The 16,784-nt window shown below is 63.5% G+C and carries 19 protein-coding genes; 9 read left to right on the plus strand and 10 right to left on the minus strand.

Features of this window, described 5'->3' with window-relative positions:
* The 4 genes from sucC to NKH97_RS15820 form a co-directional block, all read right to left on the minus strand.
* A complete protein-coding gene (sucC, locus tag NKH97_RS15805) occupies positions 1-1,194 on the minus strand; it encodes an ADP-forming succinate--CoA ligase subunit beta (protein ID WP_128304265.1) in 1,194 nt (397 codons plus the stop codon).
* 43 nt (positions 1,195-1,237) lie between these two features.
* Entirely contained in the window at positions 1,238-2,206 is a 969-nt protein-coding gene (mdh, locus tag NKH97_RS15810; protein ID WP_013528846.1) for a malate dehydrogenase, read from the minus strand.
* A gap of 747 nt (positions 2,207-2,953) precedes the next feature.
* Positions 2,954-4,156 carry a cell division protein ZapE gene (zapE, locus tag NKH97_RS15815; RefSeq protein ID WP_352797807.1) on the minus strand — a complete coding sequence of 401 codons (1,203 nt, stop codon included), beginning with the start codon at positions 4,154-4,156 and terminating at the stop codon, positions 2,954-2,956.
* 52 nt (positions 4,157-4,208) lie between these two features.
* On the minus strand, positions 4,209-4,748 hold the full coding sequence (locus tag NKH97_RS15820) for a protease inhibitor Inh/omp19 family protein (RefSeq protein ID WP_352797810.1): 540 nt from the start codon (positions 4,746-4,748) through the stop codon (positions 4,209-4,211).
* Between the two features lie 262 nt (positions 4,749-5,010).
* On the opposite strand from NKH97_RS15820, the gene NKH97_RS15825 reads away from it, so the two are divergent.
* The 8 genes from NKH97_RS15825 to NKH97_RS15860 all read left to right on the plus strand — a co-directional run bounded on the left by NKH97_RS15825 (position 5,011) and on the right by NKH97_RS15860 (position 12,363).
* Positions 5,011-6,030 carry an MBL fold metallo-hydrolase gene (locus NKH97_RS15825; RefSeq protein ID WP_352797812.1) on the plus strand — a complete coding sequence of 340 codons (1,020 nt, stop codon included), beginning with the start codon at positions 5,011-5,013 and terminating at the stop codon, positions 6,028-6,030.
* A 78-nt stretch (positions 6,031-6,108) separates the two neighbouring features.
* Positions 6,109-6,270 (plus strand): DUF1328 family protein, encoded by a 162-nt coding sequence (locus NKH97_RS15830; RefSeq protein WP_128304269.1) that lies wholly within the window; start codon positions 6,109-6,111, stop codon positions 6,268-6,270.
* Between the two features lie 96 nt (positions 6,271-6,366).
* A complete protein-coding gene (dapF, locus tag NKH97_RS15835) occupies positions 6,367-7,251 on the plus strand; it encodes a diaminopimelate epimerase (RefSeq protein ID WP_023811291.1) in 885 nt (294 codons plus the stop codon).
* Complete coding sequence (mtaB, locus tag NKH97_RS15840; protein ID WP_352759320.1) at positions 7,251-8,564, plus strand: tRNA (N(6)-L-threonylcarbamoyladenosine(37)-C(2))-methylthiotransferase MtaB; 1,314 nt, start codon at positions 7,251-7,253, stop codon at positions 8,562-8,564. The genes dapF and mtaB overlap by 1 nt, the downstream gene beginning before the upstream one ends.
* Before the next feature lie 12 nt (positions 8,565-8,576).
* Entirely contained in the window at positions 8,577-10,385 is a 1,809-nt protein-coding gene (gene ftsY, locus NKH97_RS15845) for a signal recognition particle-docking protein FtsY (RefSeq protein WP_352797814.1), read from the plus strand.
* Between the two features lie 61 nt (positions 10,386-10,446).
* Positions 10,447-11,121 carry a septation protein A gene (locus tag NKH97_RS15850; protein WP_352797817.1) on the plus strand — a complete coding sequence of 225 codons (675 nt, stop codon included), beginning with the start codon at positions 10,447-10,449 and terminating at the stop codon, positions 11,119-11,121.
* 51 nt (positions 11,122-11,172) lie between these two features.
* Positions 11,173-11,793 carry a pyridoxamine 5'-phosphate oxidase family protein gene (locus tag NKH97_RS15855; RefSeq protein ID WP_023811295.1) on the plus strand — a complete coding sequence of 207 codons (621 nt, stop codon included), beginning with the start codon at positions 11,173-11,175 and terminating at the stop codon, positions 11,791-11,793.
* 39 nt (positions 11,794-11,832) lie between these two features.
* Positions 11,833-12,363 carry an NADPH-dependent FMN reductase gene (locus NKH97_RS15860; RefSeq protein WP_023811296.1) on the plus strand — a complete coding sequence of 177 codons (531 nt, stop codon included), beginning with the start codon at positions 11,833-11,835 and terminating at the stop codon, positions 12,361-12,363.
* A gap of 276 nt (positions 12,364-12,639) precedes the next feature.
* Here the strand turns inward: NKH97_RS15860 and NKH97_RS15865 are convergent, their stop codons facing one another.
* Together NKH97_RS15865 and NKH97_RS15870 are read right to left on the minus strand one after the other, a co-directional pair.
* Positions 12,640-12,846, minus strand: a complete 207-nt coding sequence (locus NKH97_RS15865) for a tautomerase family protein (protein ID WP_023811297.1) — start codon at positions 12,844-12,846, stop codon at positions 12,640-12,642.
* A gap of 73 nt (positions 12,847-12,919) precedes the next feature.
* Positions 12,920-13,840: an SMP-30/gluconolactonase/LRE family protein gene (locus NKH97_RS15870; protein WP_023811298.1), complete on the minus strand. Its 921-nt coding sequence runs from the start codon at positions 13,838-13,840 to the stop codon at positions 12,920-12,922.
* A 364-nt stretch (positions 13,841-14,204) separates the two neighbouring features.
* On the opposite strand from NKH97_RS15870, the gene NKH97_RS15875 reads away from it, so the two are divergent.
* Positions 14,205-14,372 (plus strand): hypothetical protein, encoded by a 168-nt coding sequence (locus NKH97_RS15875; RefSeq protein WP_013528833.1) that lies wholly within the window; start codon positions 14,205-14,207, stop codon positions 14,370-14,372.
* A gap of 103 nt (positions 14,373-14,475) precedes the next feature.
* Here NKH97_RS15875 and NKH97_RS15880 read toward each other — a convergent pair whose 3' ends face one another.
* The 4 genes from NKH97_RS15880 to ccmA all read right to left on the minus strand — a co-directional run bounded on the left by NKH97_RS15880 (position 14,476) and on the right by ccmA (position 16,648).
* Positions 14,476-15,057 (minus strand): DsbE family thiol:disulfide interchange protein, encoded by a 582-nt coding sequence (locus NKH97_RS15880; protein ID WP_023811300.1) that lies wholly within the window; start codon positions 15,055-15,057, stop codon positions 14,476-14,478.
* Positions 15,054-15,221, minus strand: coding sequence for a heme exporter protein CcmD (gene ccmD / locus NKH97_RS15885; RefSeq protein ID WP_013528831.1), 168 nt, complete (start codon positions 15,219-15,221; stop codon positions 15,054-15,056). Before ccmD ends, NKH97_RS15880 begins: the two co-directional genes overlap by 4 nt.
* A gap of 112 nt (positions 15,222-15,333) precedes the next feature.
* Positions 15,334-15,999 (minus strand): heme exporter protein CcmB, encoded by a 666-nt coding sequence (ccmB, locus tag NKH97_RS15890; RefSeq protein ID WP_023811301.1) that lies wholly within the window; start codon positions 15,997-15,999, stop codon positions 15,334-15,336.
* 25 nt (positions 16,000-16,024) lie between these two features.
* A complete protein-coding gene (ccmA, locus tag NKH97_RS15895; RefSeq protein WP_023811302.1) occupies positions 16,025-16,648 on the minus strand; it encodes a heme ABC exporter ATP-binding protein CcmA in 624 nt (207 codons plus the stop codon).
* Positions 16,649-16,784 lie beyond the last annotated feature (136 nt).

Here is a 16,784-nt window from a genome sequence, read left to right on the forward strand (position 1 = left end):
TCAGCCCTTCACCGCCGCCACGATCTTCTTGGCTGCGTCGTCGAGATCATCGGCCGACACCACGTTGAGGCCGCTGTCGTTGATGATCTTCTTGCCGAGCTCGGCATTGGTGCCTTCCAGGCGCACCACCAGCGGCACTTCCAGCCCGACTTCCTTGACCGCGGCAATGACGCCCTCGGCAATGATGTCGCACTTCATGATGCCGCCGAAGATGTTGATCAGGATACCCTTGACCGCCGGATCCCTGGTGATGATCTTGAACGCCGCCGTCACCTTCTCCTTGGACGCGCCACCGCCGACATCGAGGAAGTTGGCCGGCTCGGCGCCATAGAGCTTGATGATGTCCATCGTCGCCATGGCGAGGCCGGCGCCGTTGACCATGCAGCCGATATTGCCGTCGAGCGCGACATAGGCGAGGTCGTATTTCGACGCCTCGATTTCCTTTTCGTCCTCTTCGGTTGTGTCGCGCAGTTCGAGCACGTCGGGGTGGCGGAACAGCGCGTTGTTGTCGAACGACACTTTCGCGTCGAGCACGCGCAGCCGGCCGTTCTTCATGACGATCAGCGGGTTGACCTCGAGCAGGCTCATGTCCTTCTCGACGAAGGCCTTGTAGAGGATCGGGAACAGCGTATCGCCGTCCTTGGCCGCATCGCCGTCGAGCTTGAGCGCGCCGTTGAGCGCCTTCAGGTCGGCTGCCGTGACGCCTTTTTCCGGATCGATGGCGACGGTGATGATCTTTTCGGGCGTGTCATGGGCGACCGCTTCGATGTCCATGCCGCCCTCGGTCGAGACGACGAAGGCGATGCGGCCGACCGAACGGTCGACCAGGATCGACAGATAGAGCTCGCGCTCGATGTCGGCGCCGTCTTCGATGTAGAGGCGGTTGACCTGCTTGCCGGCCGGACCGGTCTGCTTGGTCACCAGCGTGTTGCCCAGCATCTCGTTGGCGTTGGCGATGACGTCGGCCACCGATTTCGCCAGCCGCACGCCGCCCTTGGCGTCCGGGCCGAGCTCGCTGAATTTGCCCTTGCCGCGTCCGCCGGCATGGATCTGGCTCTTCACCACATAGAGCGGGCCCGGCAGCGCCTTGGCGGCGGCTTCCGCTTCGCTCGCCTTGAACACCGGCACGCCTTCGGCCACCGGCGCGCCAAAGCTCTTCAGCAGCGCCTTGCCCTGATACTCATGGATGTTCATCTGGATGGTCTCCGGATCGACTGGGGGTTCACTTACTGGAGATTCATTTGGAGGCGAGTTGCGGCGCGATCTTGACGCAGGCCTCGGTCAGGCCCTGCACCGTCGCCACAGAGGAGTCGAACATCTTCTGCTCGCTCTTGTTGAGTTCGATCTCGATGATGCGCTCGACGCCGCCGGCGCCGATCACCACGGGAACGCCGACATAGGTGTTCTTGACGCCATACTGGCCGGAGAGATACGCCGCGCAGGGCAGCACGCGCTTCTTGTCCTTGAGATAGGCTTCGGCCATCGAGATCGCCGAAGCGGCCGGCGCGTAATAGGCCGAACCGGTCTTGAGCAGGCCGACGATCTCGGCGCCGCCGTCGCGGGTGCGCTGCACGATCTGGTCGAGCTTCTCCTTCGAGGTCCAGCCCATCTTGATGAGGTCGGGCAGCGGAATGCCCGATACCGTCGAATAGCGGATCATCGGCACCATGGAATCGCCGTGGCCGCCGAGCACGAAGGCGGTGACGTCCTCGACCGAGACCTTGAATTCCTCTGCCAGGAAATAGCGGAAGCGCGCGCTGTCAAGCACGCCGGCCATGCCGACGACATGGCTGTTGGGCAGGCCTGAGAACTTCTGCAGCGCCCAGACCATGGCGTCGAGCGGGTTTGTGATGCAGATGACGAAGGCCTTCGGCGCGTACTTCTTCAGCCCGGCGCCGACCTGTTCCATGACCTTGAGGTTGATGCCCAAAAGGTCGTCGCGGCTCATGCCGGGCTTGCGCGGCACGCCGGCGGTGACGATGCAGACGTCGGCCCCTTCGATGCCGGCATAGTCGTTGATGCCGGTGAGCCTGGAGTCGAAGCCATCGACAGGCGACGACTGCGCGATATCGAGCCCCTTGCCCTGCGGGATACCTTCGGCAATATCGAACAGCACCACGTCGCCGAGGTCCTTGAGGCCGATCATGTGAGCGAGCGTGCCGCCGATCATGCCAGAGCCGATAAGCGCTATCTTGTTGCGTGCCATGTGAGGATGTTTTCCCTTTGTCGGTGACGACGTCTCAAATCTCTGGTGATTTGATGGCGGCGTCGAAGAAGAGGCCGGAATGCTGCGGGGAACCGCGAATTTTCGCCGCACCCAATAGCCCCGGCACGCAAAAAATTCAAACGATTATTTTGGTGTCAGTATTTTCAATCGGTTAGATCATTTGGGATTTACGTAAACGTCAAAGTTTGTAAGCCGACTTGGGAAGAAATGGCCGACGAAGATGGAAATCGTAAGGCTGGATGCAGGCGATGACGCCCTTGTGATGGTGGTCGCCAAATCTCCCCCTTGAGGGCAGGGCTATCGCATATGGAATTCCTGAGATGTCTGCCCGGCACGGACCCCCACGCCTAACCCCTCCCCACAAGGGAGAGGGAGACTTCCGTTGGCGCTGGCCCAGGAGCATCGCCTGTCTTTTCGGCGCCAAGAAGAATTAAAGGCACGCGGCAGCGTCCCCCCCCTTGTGGGGAGGGTTAGGGTGGGGGTTCTTCTTCGCAAGAATCCATGTGCGATAGCCCTGCCCGCAAGGGGGGAGATGTCACCGAAGGCGACAGAGGGGGTCGCCGCGCGTGAAGCGCTGGCGCCATCTGTGCCGCGCCCGGTCGAACCAACCCCCTCTGGCCTGCCGGCCATCTCCCCCCTCGAGGGGGGAGATCGATTGCCACGCGATTTCGCCAATCTTCAACGAAGCAGGAATGAGCGGGGCGCCTAAGCTGCCAATTGCTTTCTTTAGGCCTGCGCCTGCGACGCTTCCGACACCGCCGGCTTTCCTTTCTGCCGCTCCGCCCAATCCTCCAGCCAGTCGCGGCTTTGCATCTCGATCAGCCGCGATGCGGTGCGCTCGAACTCGAAGACTTCGACGCCGCGCTTGGCTGCATAAAGTGCTTGCGGCGGCGCTTCGGCGCTCGCCACCAGCCGCATACGATGGTCGTAGAGCGTGTCGATCAGCAGGATGAAGCGCTTGGCCTCGTTGCGCTTGCCTTCGCCGAGCACCGGGACGTGGTCGATGAAAATGGTTGAGAAGCGCCCGGCGATCGCCAGGAAATCACGCGCGCCAAGCGGCTTCTCGCAGAGATCGGCGAAGGAGAACCGCGCCGCATCGCCCGCCGCACGCGGCACGATCACCTGCCGCCCTTTGAGGGCAATCGATGTCTCGGCGGTCGGCGCGCCCCGCGTCATGGCTTGCCAGACCTCGTCGAGTAGCTGGTCCGCCGCCGCGTCGGCCGGCGTGACATAGACCGGTGTCCGGGCGAGCTTGTCCAGCCGGTAGTCCTTGTCGGCATCGAGCGCCAGCACCTGTGTGTGCCGCTCCAGTATGCCGATGAAGGGCAGGAAAAGCTGGCGGTTCAGCCCGTCGCGGTAGAGGTTTTCCGGCGCCACATTCGAGGTGGCGACCAGCACCACGCCGCTGGCAAACAGCGCCGAAAACAACCTGGACAGGATCATCGCGTCGGCAATGTCGGTAACCGAGAACTCGTCGAAGCACAGCACCCAGGCTTGCTCGGCAAGGGCCTTGGCCACCGGCGGGATCGGATCGTCTTCCCTGACGTCGCCATTCTTGCGCGCCTGCCGGTGCTTCTGGATACGGTCCTGCACGTCGGCCATGAAGTCGTTGAAGTGGACGCGGCGCTTGCGCCGCACCGGCAGCAAGTCGAAGAACATGTCCATCAGCATGGTCTTGCCGCGTCCGACGCCGCCATGGATGTAGAGGCCTTTGACGGCCTCATGCGTCTCGCGCTTGCGGGCGAACAGCCAGCCCAGCGCGCTCGACTTATGCGCCAGCCGCTTGGCCGAGATCTCATCGGTCAGCCGGTCGAGCGCCGCAACGATCCGTTCCTGCGCCGGATCGCGGTCGATCGTACCGGTTTCCACCAGATGGTCGTAGCGCTGCCTGACGGTCGCATGGGTCTGGAGGCCGTCACGCAGATGCATCGGTCACGTCGTTCTGGAGCGATTCCGGGAACCGGAATTGCGTAAAACAAAACTATCTCGTAAGTGAAATCGGCTGGCCGTTGGAAGTCTGGCCGTCGAATTTCGAGCCGCCCGAGGAATAGAGCCGCGCCAGCGCACCGCCGCTCTCGTCATAGAGCGTCAGCTGTTTGCCGGCGACGTTCCACGACTTGATGCCGTCCATCGGCGCCGGGCAATGCAGCGGACCGGCGCGGAATCCGGCGCCGAATTTGGTCTGCGGTGTCGCCACCTTGCAGCTCTGGCCCGCAACGCTGGCATTCCAGACACCGGCGACGCTGGCGGCGGTCACGTCCGAAGCGCCGGCCGGCGCCGAGCCGTCCGAAGGCAGCGCGGCGACCTGCGTGTTCGCCGGAGCGGTCGGGAATTGCGACGGGTCGGTGGTGCCCGGCGATGCCGGCGGCGGCAATTGGTTCGCCGTCACCTTGCCGGCGGGCGCGGCCTCCAGCGGTGCCGGCTGCTGGTCATCCATCGAGGAAAAACGTGAGGTCGAACAGCCGCCCGCAACGAGCGCCGCCAGCGATACGGCCACCAGACCGGTTTTCGAAAAAGTCATTCCAACCTCCGTCGGATCCGGCTGGGGGGAAGCCGTCCGCACAATCTCACCCCCACCAAGATGGAGAAGGTGGCGAAATTTCAACCCGATATGGTTAAAATACAGTTTGCAGCCAGAAGTGTTGCAATTTTATCGCAATGGGGACGGCTGACCGCTTGTCGCGCGTCGCTTGGGAATTCCGGTCAACACTTCGTCGGTGGACGCTTGCGCGAACCGCCTTAGCGCCTATGTCTGGAAAACGAAACCCTGCTGGAGCCGCAAATTGGCCGCGAGAAAGACTGCCGCCAATCGCTATTACAGCGGCCCGCCCAGCGACCATTTCGACGGCGCATTGTTCTTCAATCCCGACGGCCAGCCACCCGGCCGTTTCGCCGACCTGCTGAAATGGCAGTTGAATGGCCAGCGCTCGAAATGGCCGGCGAGCGATGCAAGCCCCTTTCCGCAGGCGAAACCGACGGCTCGGGTCGAGGGCGCCGCGCTGGAAGTGACCATGGTTGGTCATTCCACCTTGCTGGTCCAGACGGCCGGTCTGAACATTCTTACCGATCCGGTGTGGTCGCTGCGCGCGTCACCGCTTTCCTTCGCCGGACCAAAACGCATCAATGCGCCAGGCATCGCCTTTGCCGACCTGCCGCCGATCGACCTCGTTCTGGTCAGCCACAACCACTATGACCATCTCGACCTCGCCACGTTGAAGCGGCTGAAGGCCGGCCACGACCCGCTGGTGCTCACCCCGCTCGGCAACGACGCCATCATCGAAGCCGCCGTGCCCGGCATGCGACTGTCGGCGCATGACTGGGGCGACAGGGTCGAGATCGGCAATGGCGCCGCCGTCCATGTCGAGCCGGTGCATCACTGGTCGGCGCGTGGCGCCCGCGACCGGCGCATGGCGCTGTGGGCCGGCTTCGTCGTCGAAACGCCTGACAGCAAGCTCTATTTCGCCGGCGATACCGGCTTTCACAATGGCGTCAACTACCGGCTGATGGCCGAGAAACATGGCGGCTTCCGCTTCGCCATCCTGCCGATCGGCGCCTATGAGCCGCGCTGGTTCATGGCGTCGCAGCACCAGAATCCCTGGGAAGCGGTGCAAGGCATGACGCTATGCAATGCCGCCCATGCCGCTGGCTGTCACTGGGGCACATTCCAACTCACCGACGAACCGATCGACGAGCCGGCGCGTAAATTGACCGAGGCGCTCGACGATCAAGGCATCCCACGCGAGCGTTTTCGCGCCTTGCGGCCGGGCGAGGTCTGGGATGTGCCGGAGCACATAGCGCCCTGATCCGGTTTCGACGGAACCCCAACGCGGCAACCGCGTTTTCATGTGGTTGAAAAATCTGCCGGTTTGCGAGGCATTGCCATGCTCAAATGGATCGTCATTCTCCTGATCGTCGCCGCGGCGGCGAGTCTGCTCGGCATGCCGGCGCTGGCAGGTGCCGCCGCCACCGGTGCGCGCATCCTTATCGGCATCGTTCTGATCATTTTCCTGCTGATGGTGCTGGGCATTTTCGCCGTCACGTAAGTCCGGCGCTTTCGCCGTGACCAAGCGGCTGCGCACTGGTAATTCCTGCCCGTTTCCGCCATATAGCGCCAAACGGACACGGAATTTTTCGGAGCAATGGCCAGCACTGCCCCTTTCGCCAAGATGAACGGCATCGGCAATGAGATCATCGTTGCCGATATGCGTGGCCGTGCCGACCGGGTGACGGCGGCGGCGGCGATTGCGCTGAATGCCGATGCCGCGACCAGCTTCGACCAGATCATGGCGATCCATGACGCCAGGACGCCGGGCACCGCCTTTTTCATCGACATCTTGAATTCCGATGGAACCAGCGCCCAGGCCTGCGGCAATGGCATGCGCTGCGTCGTCCAGGCGCTCGCCGCCGAGACCGGCCAGAAGATCTTCACCTTCGAAACCGTTGCCGGTATCCTCAACGCGCGCGAGCACGCCGACGGTTCGATCTCGGTCGATATGGGCACGCCGCGCTTCGGCTGGCAGGATATCCCGCTGGCCGAGGAGTTCCGCGACACCCGGATGATCGAGCTGCAGATCGGCCCGATCGACGCGCCGGTGCTGCATTCACCCTCGGTCGTCTCGATGGGCAATCCGCACGCCATCTTCTGGGTCGACAATGACGTCTGGTCCTATGAGCTCGACCGCTTCGGCCCGCTGCTCGAGAACCACCCGATGTTCCCCGAGCGCGCCAACATCACCATCGCTCAGGTTACTTCGCCCGAAACGATGATCATCCGCACCTGGGAGCGCGGCGCCGGACTGACCAAGGCCTGCGGCTCGGCCGCCTGCGCCGCCGTCGTGGCCGCTGCCCGCACCAACCGGACCGGCCGCAGCGTCAGTCTGTTGACCCCCGGCGGCGGCATGCTGCATGTCGAATGGCGCGACGATGACCACGTGGTCCTGACGGGCGCCGCCGAATGGGAATTTTCCGGCAGCTTCGACCCGTCGAACGGGACATGGGCCCGCGACACCGAAAGCGCGGCCTGATGTCCGCTCTGCCCAAGAGCCCGATGTCCCAGGGCATCGATGTCGTCACCTTCGGCTGTCGGCTCAACACCTATGAATCGCAGGTGATGCGGCGCGAGGCTGAAAGTGCCGGTCTGGGCGCGCTGGAAGGTGGCGCCATGATCTTCAACACCTGCGCCGTGACAGGCGAAGCAGTGCGCCAGGCCAAGCAGGCGATCCGCAAGGCGCGCCGCGACAACCCGCAGGCGCGCATCATCGTCACCGGCTGCGCCGCGCAGACCGAGCCTGAAAAATTCGCCGCCATGGACGAGGTCGATCTCGTGCTCGGCAATGAAGAGAAGCTGAAGGCCAACTCCTATCGCGCACTGCCGGATTTCGGCGTCAACGACACCGAAAAGGCACGCGTCAACGATATCTTTTCGGTGCGTGAGACCGCAGGCCACATGGTCGACGCCATCGAGGGCCGGGCACGCGCCTTCGTCCAGGTGCAGAATGGCTGCGACCACCGCTGCACCTTCTGCATCATTCCCTACGGCCGCGGCAATTCGCGCTCGGTGCCGATGGGCGCCGTGGTCGAGCAGGTCAAGCGGCTCGCCGGCAACGGCTATGCCGAGATCGTTCTGACCGGCGTCGACATGACATCATTCGGCGCCGATCTGCCGGGCGCGCCGAAGCTCGGCAGGCTGGTGAAAACAATCCTGAAACAGGTGCCGGACGTGAAGCGCCTGCGGCTGTCCTCCATCGATTCGATCGAGGCCGACGACGATCTGCTCGATGCCATCGCCACCGAGCCCAGGTTGATGCCGCATCTGCATCTGTCGCTGCAATCGGGCGACGACATGATCCTGAAGCGGATGAAGCGAAGGCACCTACGCGATCAGTCGATCCGCTTCTGCGAGGATGTGCGCAAGCTGCGCCCCGGTATCGTCTTTGGCGCCGACATCATCGCCGGCTTCCCGACCGAGACCGACGAAATGTTCGAGAACTCGGAGAAAATTGTCGAGGAGTGTGGCCTGACCCATCTCCACGTCTTCCCCTTCAGCCCACGCGAAGGCACGCCCGCCGCGCTCATGCCGCAGCTGCGCCGCGAGGTGGTCAAGCAGCGCGCTGCCCGGCTGCGTGCCGCCGGTGAAGCTGCCTATGTCAGGCATCTGTCGTCGCTCACCGGTACGCGTCAGTCGATCCTGATCGAGCGCGACGGCCTTGGCCGCACCGAGGGTTTTACGCTTGCCGCACTCGGCACGGGCGCACCGGGTGAGATCGTCGAGGCCGGTATCTCAGGCCACGATGGTATCCGGCTGATCGCGGCGCCGCATGCCGCCCGCGCCGCCTGAGAAACGCAAAGCATGGCTGGTTTTTTCAAGAAGATATTTTCGTTCGGCAAGAAGGAGGTGGTCGAGGAGCGGGTCGACGAGACCGCCCCGCTGCCGCCGATCAGATGGGAAGCGCTCGATGCGCTGAAGCCGGCGGCCGAACAGGCCGTCCCGGAGTTCTTGAAGCGCGACGAGTCGCGGCCCGAGGCGGAAACGACGCCGGCGCCGGTAGTCGAGCCGGAGGTAATTCCTGCGCCGCAACCGGCGCCTGTCGAGGAACCGGTGCCCGAGCCGGAGCCAACCATCCCGCCAGCACCGGAGCCGGCTGTTCCCTCCGAGCCGGAACCTCTGCCGGAGCCCGAGCCACAAGAAGAACCAGCGCCCGAGACGCCAGCCGAGCCGCCGGCGCCCGAGGAGATACCAACACCTTCCGCCGTTCCGGAGCCTGCTCCCGAACCGCAGCCGCAAGAAGTCCCTGCTCCGGCGCCGGCCGAGCCGGAGATCGTCCCGTCACGCCCGGAGAAACAGCCGGAGCCGGCCCCGGTCGAAGTGCCTACGCCTGCCGAGGTTCCGGCAGAGACCCCAGCCCCGATAGAGGTGCCGACACCGGCGCCGTCCCCTCTTCAGCCGTCTTCAGACGCCAGCGCCGCCCCTCATCCGCCTGCCGGCACCTTCTCCCCGTATAGCGACGGAGAGAAGGAAGAAGTTTCAGCGCCGACGCCCGAAGCACCCGCCGCCGAAATCGCACGTCCCATTCGCCAGCCTGCGCCTATCGAATCGCAGCCGGTCATTGCGGAAATCGCGCCCGAGCCGCAGTCTCTTCCACAACCCGCGCCGGAGCCGAAAGCCGCCCCCGGCAAGGTGACCGTCACCAAAAAGGTCGAGCAGAAGGCCGAGCCGCAGAAGGCACCGGAACCGGCACCGAGGCGCTCCTGGTTCCAGCGCATGAAGGACGGGCTTGCCCGTTCGTCCAAGGAACTCACCGGCAACATTGCCGGCGTCTTCACCAAACGCAAGCTGGACGAGGAGACGCTGCAGGACCTGGAGGATGTGCTGATCCGCGCCGATCTCGGCATGGAGACGGCCTTGCGCGTTACCGACGCGCTGGCCGCCAGCCGCTACGGCAAGGACGTCTCCGACACCGAGGTCCGCGCCATCATGGCGGCCGAGGTGGAAAAAGTGCTGACCCATGTCGCCATGCCGCTGGAGCTCGACCTGTCGCACAAGCCGCATGTCATCCTGGTGGTCGGCGTCAACGGCACCGGCAAGACCACCACCATCGGCAAGCTCGCCGCCAAGCTCACCGATGGCGGCCTGTCGGTGATGCTCGCCGCTGGCGACACCTTTCGCGCCGCGGCGATCGAACAGTTGAAGATCTGGGGCGAGCGGACGAAATCGCCGGTCATCGCGTCCAAGATCGGCGCCGATGCCGCGGGGCTGGCATATGACGCCTTCGAGAAGGCCAGGGAAGCCGGCTCAGACGTGCTGATCATCGATACCGCCGGCCGCCTGCAGAACAAGACCGAACTGATGGCCGAGCTCGAAAAGATCGTCCGCGTGCTTGGCAAGCTCGATCCCGAAGCACCGCACACCGTGCTGCAGACGGTCGACGCCACCACCGGCCAGAACGCGCTCAACCAGGTCGAGATCTTCCGCAATATCGCCGGCGTCAACGGCCTGGTGATGACCAAGCTGGACGGCACGGCGCGCGGCGGTATTCTGGTGGCGATCGCGGCGAAGCACAAATTGCCGGTCTATTTCATCGGCGTCGGCGAACAGGTCGACGACCTCGAACCTTTCTCGGCAAGCGAATTCGCCAGGGCGATCGCTGGAGTAGCTTAACAAGCATGTCCCAAAAAGTTGCAGACTTTTTGGATCAGATCATGCGCAAGAAAGAGATTCCATGAACGCACCCATTCTCGAACGCGATCCGTCGGACCCGCAGAAGCAGAAGAAGGAAGGCGTCAATCCGCTGCTCAAGCTAGTGCTGGAGCTGGGTCCGTTGATGGTGTTCTTCTTCGCCAATGCGCGCGGCGGATGGCTGGTGCAGAAATTCCCTGTTCTGGCCGAGTTCGGCGGGCCGATTTTCGTCGCCACCGGGCTGTTCATGGCCGCCACGGCAATCGCCCTGATCGCCTCGTGGCTGCTCACCCGCACCTTGCCGATCATGCCGATGGTGTCGGGCGTCGTCGTCTTCATCTTCGGCGCGCTGACGCTCTATCTGCAGGACGACATCTTCATCAAGATGAAGCCGACCATCGTCAACACGCTGTTCGGCGGCGTGCTGCTCGGCGGGCTCTACTTCGGCAAGTCGCTGCTTGGCTATGTCTTCGATTCGGCCTTCAGCCTCGACGCCGAAGGCTGGCGGAAACTGACCTTCCGCTGGGGCCTGTTCTTCCTGTTCCTGGCCATCGTCAATGAGGTGGTGTGGCGCAATTTTTCCACCGACGCCTGGGTTACTTTCAAGGTCTGGGGCATCATGCCGATCACGCTTCTGTTCACCTTCAGCCAGATGCCGCTGATCCTGCGTCATTCACTCGAGGACAAGGCCGGCAAAGAAGAGAGAACCGGAAAGTAGAAAAAGCGGTTCTGCGTTCGTGAAACAATGAACCGTTCTGGGGAGAGGGACATGGAATTCATCACCACGCGCGACCAGTTGAGGACGATCTACAAGACGCCACGGCCGACCGACGGTTCTATCCGCAAGGAGCTGAAAAAACTTGACGGCCATTGCCGCTCCTTCATCGGCAAGAGCCCGTTCGTGCTGATCGGCTCGTCCGACGGTGCCGGCAATGCCGACGTGACGCCGAAGGGCGACAAGCCGGGCTTTGCCACCGTTCTCGACGACACCACCATCGCCATTCCCGATCGGCCCGGCAACAACCGGCTCGACACGTTGGAAAACATTCTCCTCAATCCCTCTGTCGGGCTGCTCTTCCTCATTCCCGGCATGAACGAGACGCTGCGCGTCAACGGCGATGCCCGCATCACCGTCGACGCAAATTTGCGCGAACGCCTCGCCGTCGACGGCAGGGAGCCGCAAAGCGTCGTCGTGGTCAGCGTCAAGGCCGCCTACATGCACTGCGCAAAAGCCTTCATGCGCTCGGACCTGTGGAAGCCGGAAACCTGGTACGACCGTGCGACGCTGCCGACGCTCGGCCAGATCATGCGCGATCAGCTGGCGGTTGCCGATTCCGCCGAGGCGACCGACCGCTGGCTCGACGAGGAATACAAGAAGACGATGTGGTAGGTTTCCGGACGCGATTCGCGTCTGGACCGATTCCATACCTTGCTGAACATCCTTGCCATTTCCGGCAGCCTGCGCGCGGCTTCCACCAATTCGGCGCTGATCGCCGCACTGGCCCGCGAAGCGCCGTCCGGCTGCCGCGTCACCGTCCATGACGGGCTTGGCCGTCTGCCCATCTTCAATCCCGATGATGAGGGCGAGCGGACGCCGCTCGAAGCCTCCAAGCTGATCGATGCCGTCACCCGAGCCGACGGCGTGATCGTCTCCTGTCCGGAATATGCCCATGGCGTGCCGGGCGGGCTGAAGAACGCCCTCGACTGGCTGGTCTCGCGCGACGCCGCCGTCGCCAAGCCCGCCATGCTGGTGCACGCCTCGCCGCGCTCGCTGTTCGCTCGCGCCGCACTGGCCGAGATCATGCGCACTATGTCATTCGCGTTGTGCGAGGATATGCTGGAGATTGTGCTGTTGGGGAAGAAGCAGCCGGAGGTCGAGAGCATCCTGGCGGAGCCGGCGAACCGGCTGGCGATGCGCGATGCGCTGAATGCTTTCGCGGACTTTATCCGCGCCCGTTGAGTGCCGACCCACCACGCATTCGTCATCCTAGGGCGAAGCAAGGAGCGAAGCGACGCGGCGCAGACCCTAGGATCCATGCCGCGACCTTTGCCGAGAATGCATCGGTCCAAGAAGGGCAGCCTAACGTTGGATACTACACGGACCGCCAAAGACAGTATTGCACCGTTGTGCCCTGCTCGAAAGTCGCGGCATGGATCCTAGGGTCTCCGCGACGTCGCTTCGCGACTGCTTCGCCCTAGGATGACGAAGGAAAGGGGCTTCGCCATGCCTTCGAAATCAACCCTTTCGCAGCGTCTCCACATCCGTCTTCCCAACATACCAATCACGCGCATTGACCTCCTCGAAAACCACCCAGACATCGTCGTTGCTCAGCCCGGTGGCGTCCATGATGGCCGCCGTGACCTTTTTGGCGATGTCCGCCTTCTTGCCCGCCGGATCGGCTGATATCACTTCCTTGACGATGCGGATGTTGACGAATGGCATTTTTTCCTCCCGGGATGTTCGTGCTCGCGACCCGCTTCGATGAAACCGTCGAACGGCCGCCAGTGCTCCAGTCTCAGTATGTCTTGGCGCCGTTGACCATGAGCCGCACCATGTAGAGCGACGTGGTGCCGGCGATGTAGAGGCAATTCAGCTTGTTGCCGCCGAACACGCAGTTGGCGGTGACTTCCGGTACCTTGACCTTGCCGATCAGCGTGCCGTCCGGATCGTAGCAATGGATGCCGTCGGCGGCACTGGTCCAGATGCGGCCGTCCTCGTCGAGCCTGAAGCCGTCGAACAGGCCGGCCGTGCAGTCGGCGAAGACTTTCTCGCCCGAAACCTTCTTGCCGCCCTTGCCGACATTGAACACCCGCATATGCGCCGGATTCTGCGCGCCATGCGTGCGGCCGGTGTCGACGACATAAAGCTGGCTCTCGTCTAGCGAGAAGGCCAGGCCGTTGGGCCGGACCATGTCGGTGATGACGGCTTCGACCTCGCCGGTGCCGGGATCGACCCGGTAGACATGGCAGGCGCCGATTTCGCTCTCGGCCCTGTCGCCCTCATAATCCGTATCGATGCCGTAGCTCGGATCGGTGAACCAGATAGAACCGTCGGATTTCACCACCGCGTCGTTGGGCGAATTCAGCCGCTTGCCCTTCCATTTGGCCGCGATCGTGGTGACCGAGCCGTCGAACTCGGTGCGGCTGACGCGGCGGCCCGAATGCTCGCAGGTGATCAGCCGGCCCTGCCGGTCGACGCTGTTGCCGTTCGAATTGCCGGACGGCTGCCGGAAGACGCTGACATTGCCGTCGGTCTCGTCATAGCGCAGCATGCGGTTGTTGGGGATGTCGGACCAGACGACATAGCGGCCGGCGGCGAACCAGGCCGGCCCCTCCGCCCACTGGCATCCGGTGAACAGCTTCTCGACCTGCGCGTTGCCGTTGAACAGGCGCGCGAAGCGCGGATCGAGAATTTCATAATAGTCCGCAGCCGCCATGCTTTTCCTCCCGGCATCAATGACACCGGATCAAGACAGCCGGAGGGACAGAAGGCAATGTGGGTACGCACAGTGTGATGCAAAAGATCGCTTGCCGGCTCTGCGCATGACGTTAATGCATGTCGCCCAAAAGTGGCCCCGGTTTTGGGAGAACGACATGCATAAAAACAAAGACCTGAAGCGCGTCGCCTGAATCCGTTCAAACGCGACGCGCTTTAGCGCCGCATTAACCGGCTATGCGTTCAGCGCAATGGTGCATTGCAACATCTTCTTTTTGCAATGCACCATTACTATGTCATGCTTCGTATCGATCAAGGGAGGAAGAAACCGCCGCCGAAACGCGGCGCCAAAAAGGAACCTTGCTATGATCCTCGACAGTCTCATGACCCGCGCTCGCAACAGCATTGCCAAGCGCAAGCACTACAACCGCCTTGTCGCCGAAATCGACAGCTTTTCCAGCCGCGATCTGGCCGACATGCGCGCCGACCGCTCGGAAATGCTCTACCAGATCCACAAGCAGATCTACGGCTGAGTATTCGATCGCCTCATCACGTTCGCCATCCTTGGGCGTAGCGACGCGTGGCGTTGCGAAGACCCAAGGATGATGCAGCTACGCGTATAGGTGCGTCGCGACGTCAGTTCGACGCCGCCAGCGCCTTGTCGATCTGTGGCAGCAAGAGATCCCTCGCCGTCTCGGGCGTCAGCGGGCCGACATGCTTGTAGGCGATCTTGCCGTCCTTGCCGATGACGAAGGTTTCCGGCACGCCATAGACGCCCCAGTCGATCGCCGCGCGGCCCGCTTCGTCGACCCCTATCGCCTGGAACGGATTGCCGAGATCGCCGAGGAACCGGCGTGCGTTTTCCGGCCGGTCCTTGTAGTTCAGCGCCGCCATGCTGAAACGCTTGTCCTGCGACAGCGCCAGAAGCACCGGGTGCTCTTCGCGGCATGGCGCGCACCACGACGCGAAGACGTTGACCAATGTGACCTTGCCGGCGAAGGTTTTCGAATCGAGCCCCGGCAGGTTTGAGCCCTCCAGCGCCGGCAGGCTGGTTTGCGGCGCAGGCAGGCCGATCAGGGCCGACGGCACTTCCGAAACATCGCGCCCCGACAGCAGCTGCGACAGGAACAGTCCGGCCAGGCCGAGGAAGATCAGCAGCGGCAACAGCACGAACAGGCGACGAGTGCGCGGGGGCGGCGTTTCTGTTTCGATGCTCATGGCTTTGCGACCTTGTCGGAGCGACGCCTCACGCCGGACGCCTCCAGTTCGGCAAGCTCACGCTTGCGCGCCCGCTGGTCGAGCAGGATCCAGCCGATCAATCCGGCCAGCACCACGGCAGTGATGCCATAGGCAGCGGTCACATAGAGTGCATGCGCGCTCATGCGGCAGGCCCCGCTGAAGTGCGGCCTTCCAAGCCAATCATGTCGCCCAGTCTAGACATGCTTTCCCTTAGCCTCGCTCCGTCGGCTTCGCAATCCGCAGTCATACGCCGCGTCAATCCGTGCCATGGCGCAGCGCCAGCGCCGCCGAGACCGGACCCAGCACGCCAAGAAACAGGGTCAGCGCGGCAAGAATGAGGAAGGGCTGCAGAAACGGATCGGGATTGGCGGTCGCTCCATAGCTTGCCGAAACGCCGAAGATCAGCACCGGAATGGTCAGCGGCAGCACCAGCACCGAGATCAGCAGCCCGCCACGCGGCAGCGCCACCGCCACCGCCGCACCGGCGGCGCCGATGAAGGTGATAGCAGGCGTGCCGACCAGCAGCGTCAGCGCCGTGGCGCCGATGCCGAGCGGCTCCATGTTCATGAACAGCCCGAGCACGGGCGCGGCGACCACCAGCGGCAGCACGCTGCCCGCCCAATGCGCCAGGCATTTCACCAGCACCGTCAAGGCCAGCATGTGGCGATCATTGCCGAGCACCAGCAGATCGAGCGAGCCGTCCTCGCGGTCGGCCTGGAACAGCCGATCGAGACCGAGCAGGCAGGACAGCAGCGCGCCAATCCACAGGATCGCCGGCCCGATGCGGGCCAGCAGCTTCAGGTCCGGCCCGACTCCGAACGGGATGGTGGCGATGACGGCGAGGAAGAAGATGACCCCGGTCAGCGCCCCGCCGCCCGCACGGATGTTGAGGCGGATGTCGCGCAGGAAGAGGGCTAGCATGGTATGAGATGCTCGGGCGCCATCATCAACCCGTTTCCCCCATCCTCAACTCCATCCCCTCGATCCCCAGCGGCAGGTGCGTCGCCGCGACAATCATCCCGCCATCCGTGCAATGCTTCGCCATCAACCCCGCGAACCGCGCCTCCGAAGCCTTGTCCAGCCCCGCCGTCGGCTCGTCCAGCAGCCACAATGGCCGGTGGCTGACCAGCAGTTTCGCGATCGCCGCCCGGCGCCTTTGCCCGGTCGATAGATAGCCGAACGGCAGGTGGCCGATGCCACCGAGCCCGACCGTTTCCAGCGCCTCTTCGACGCCGAGCTGTCCGTCGCCGTTGAAGTCGCGCCAGAAGCGCAAATTCTCCGCCACGCTGAGCGCCGGCTTCATTGCGTTCTGGTGGCCAAGGTAGTGACAGGCCGAGGCAACAGACGGGAACGCTTCGCCCCCGTCTTCAATCTTCATGGCACCCTCGATCCTCACGCTGCCTTGCGGCACCGGCAGCAGCGCGGCGATGACCCGCAGCAAGGTCGACTTGCCCGATCCGTTCGGCCCGGTAACGATGAGCGCCTGACCCTCCTCCAGGGCAAAGCCGATGCCGGAAAACACCGCGTCGCCGCCTCGCTCGCCGCACAGATTTTCGGCGATCAGCCGCATTCCTCGCCTGCCCTGAAACCATGTGTCGCGGCCGCTGCCGCATCGCACAAAATTGCTTTCCAACTGTCTAGAACTATTCCAGAAAATTCTCTATATGCGGTGCATCCGTGCCAGCGGTCGGCACGGGAACAGAATT

Origin of the sequence: Mesorhizobium sp. M0870, assembly GCF_040319775.1 — a bacterium.
Lineage (GTDB): Bacteria > Pseudomonadota > Alphaproteobacteria > Rhizobiales > Rhizobiaceae > Mesorhizobium.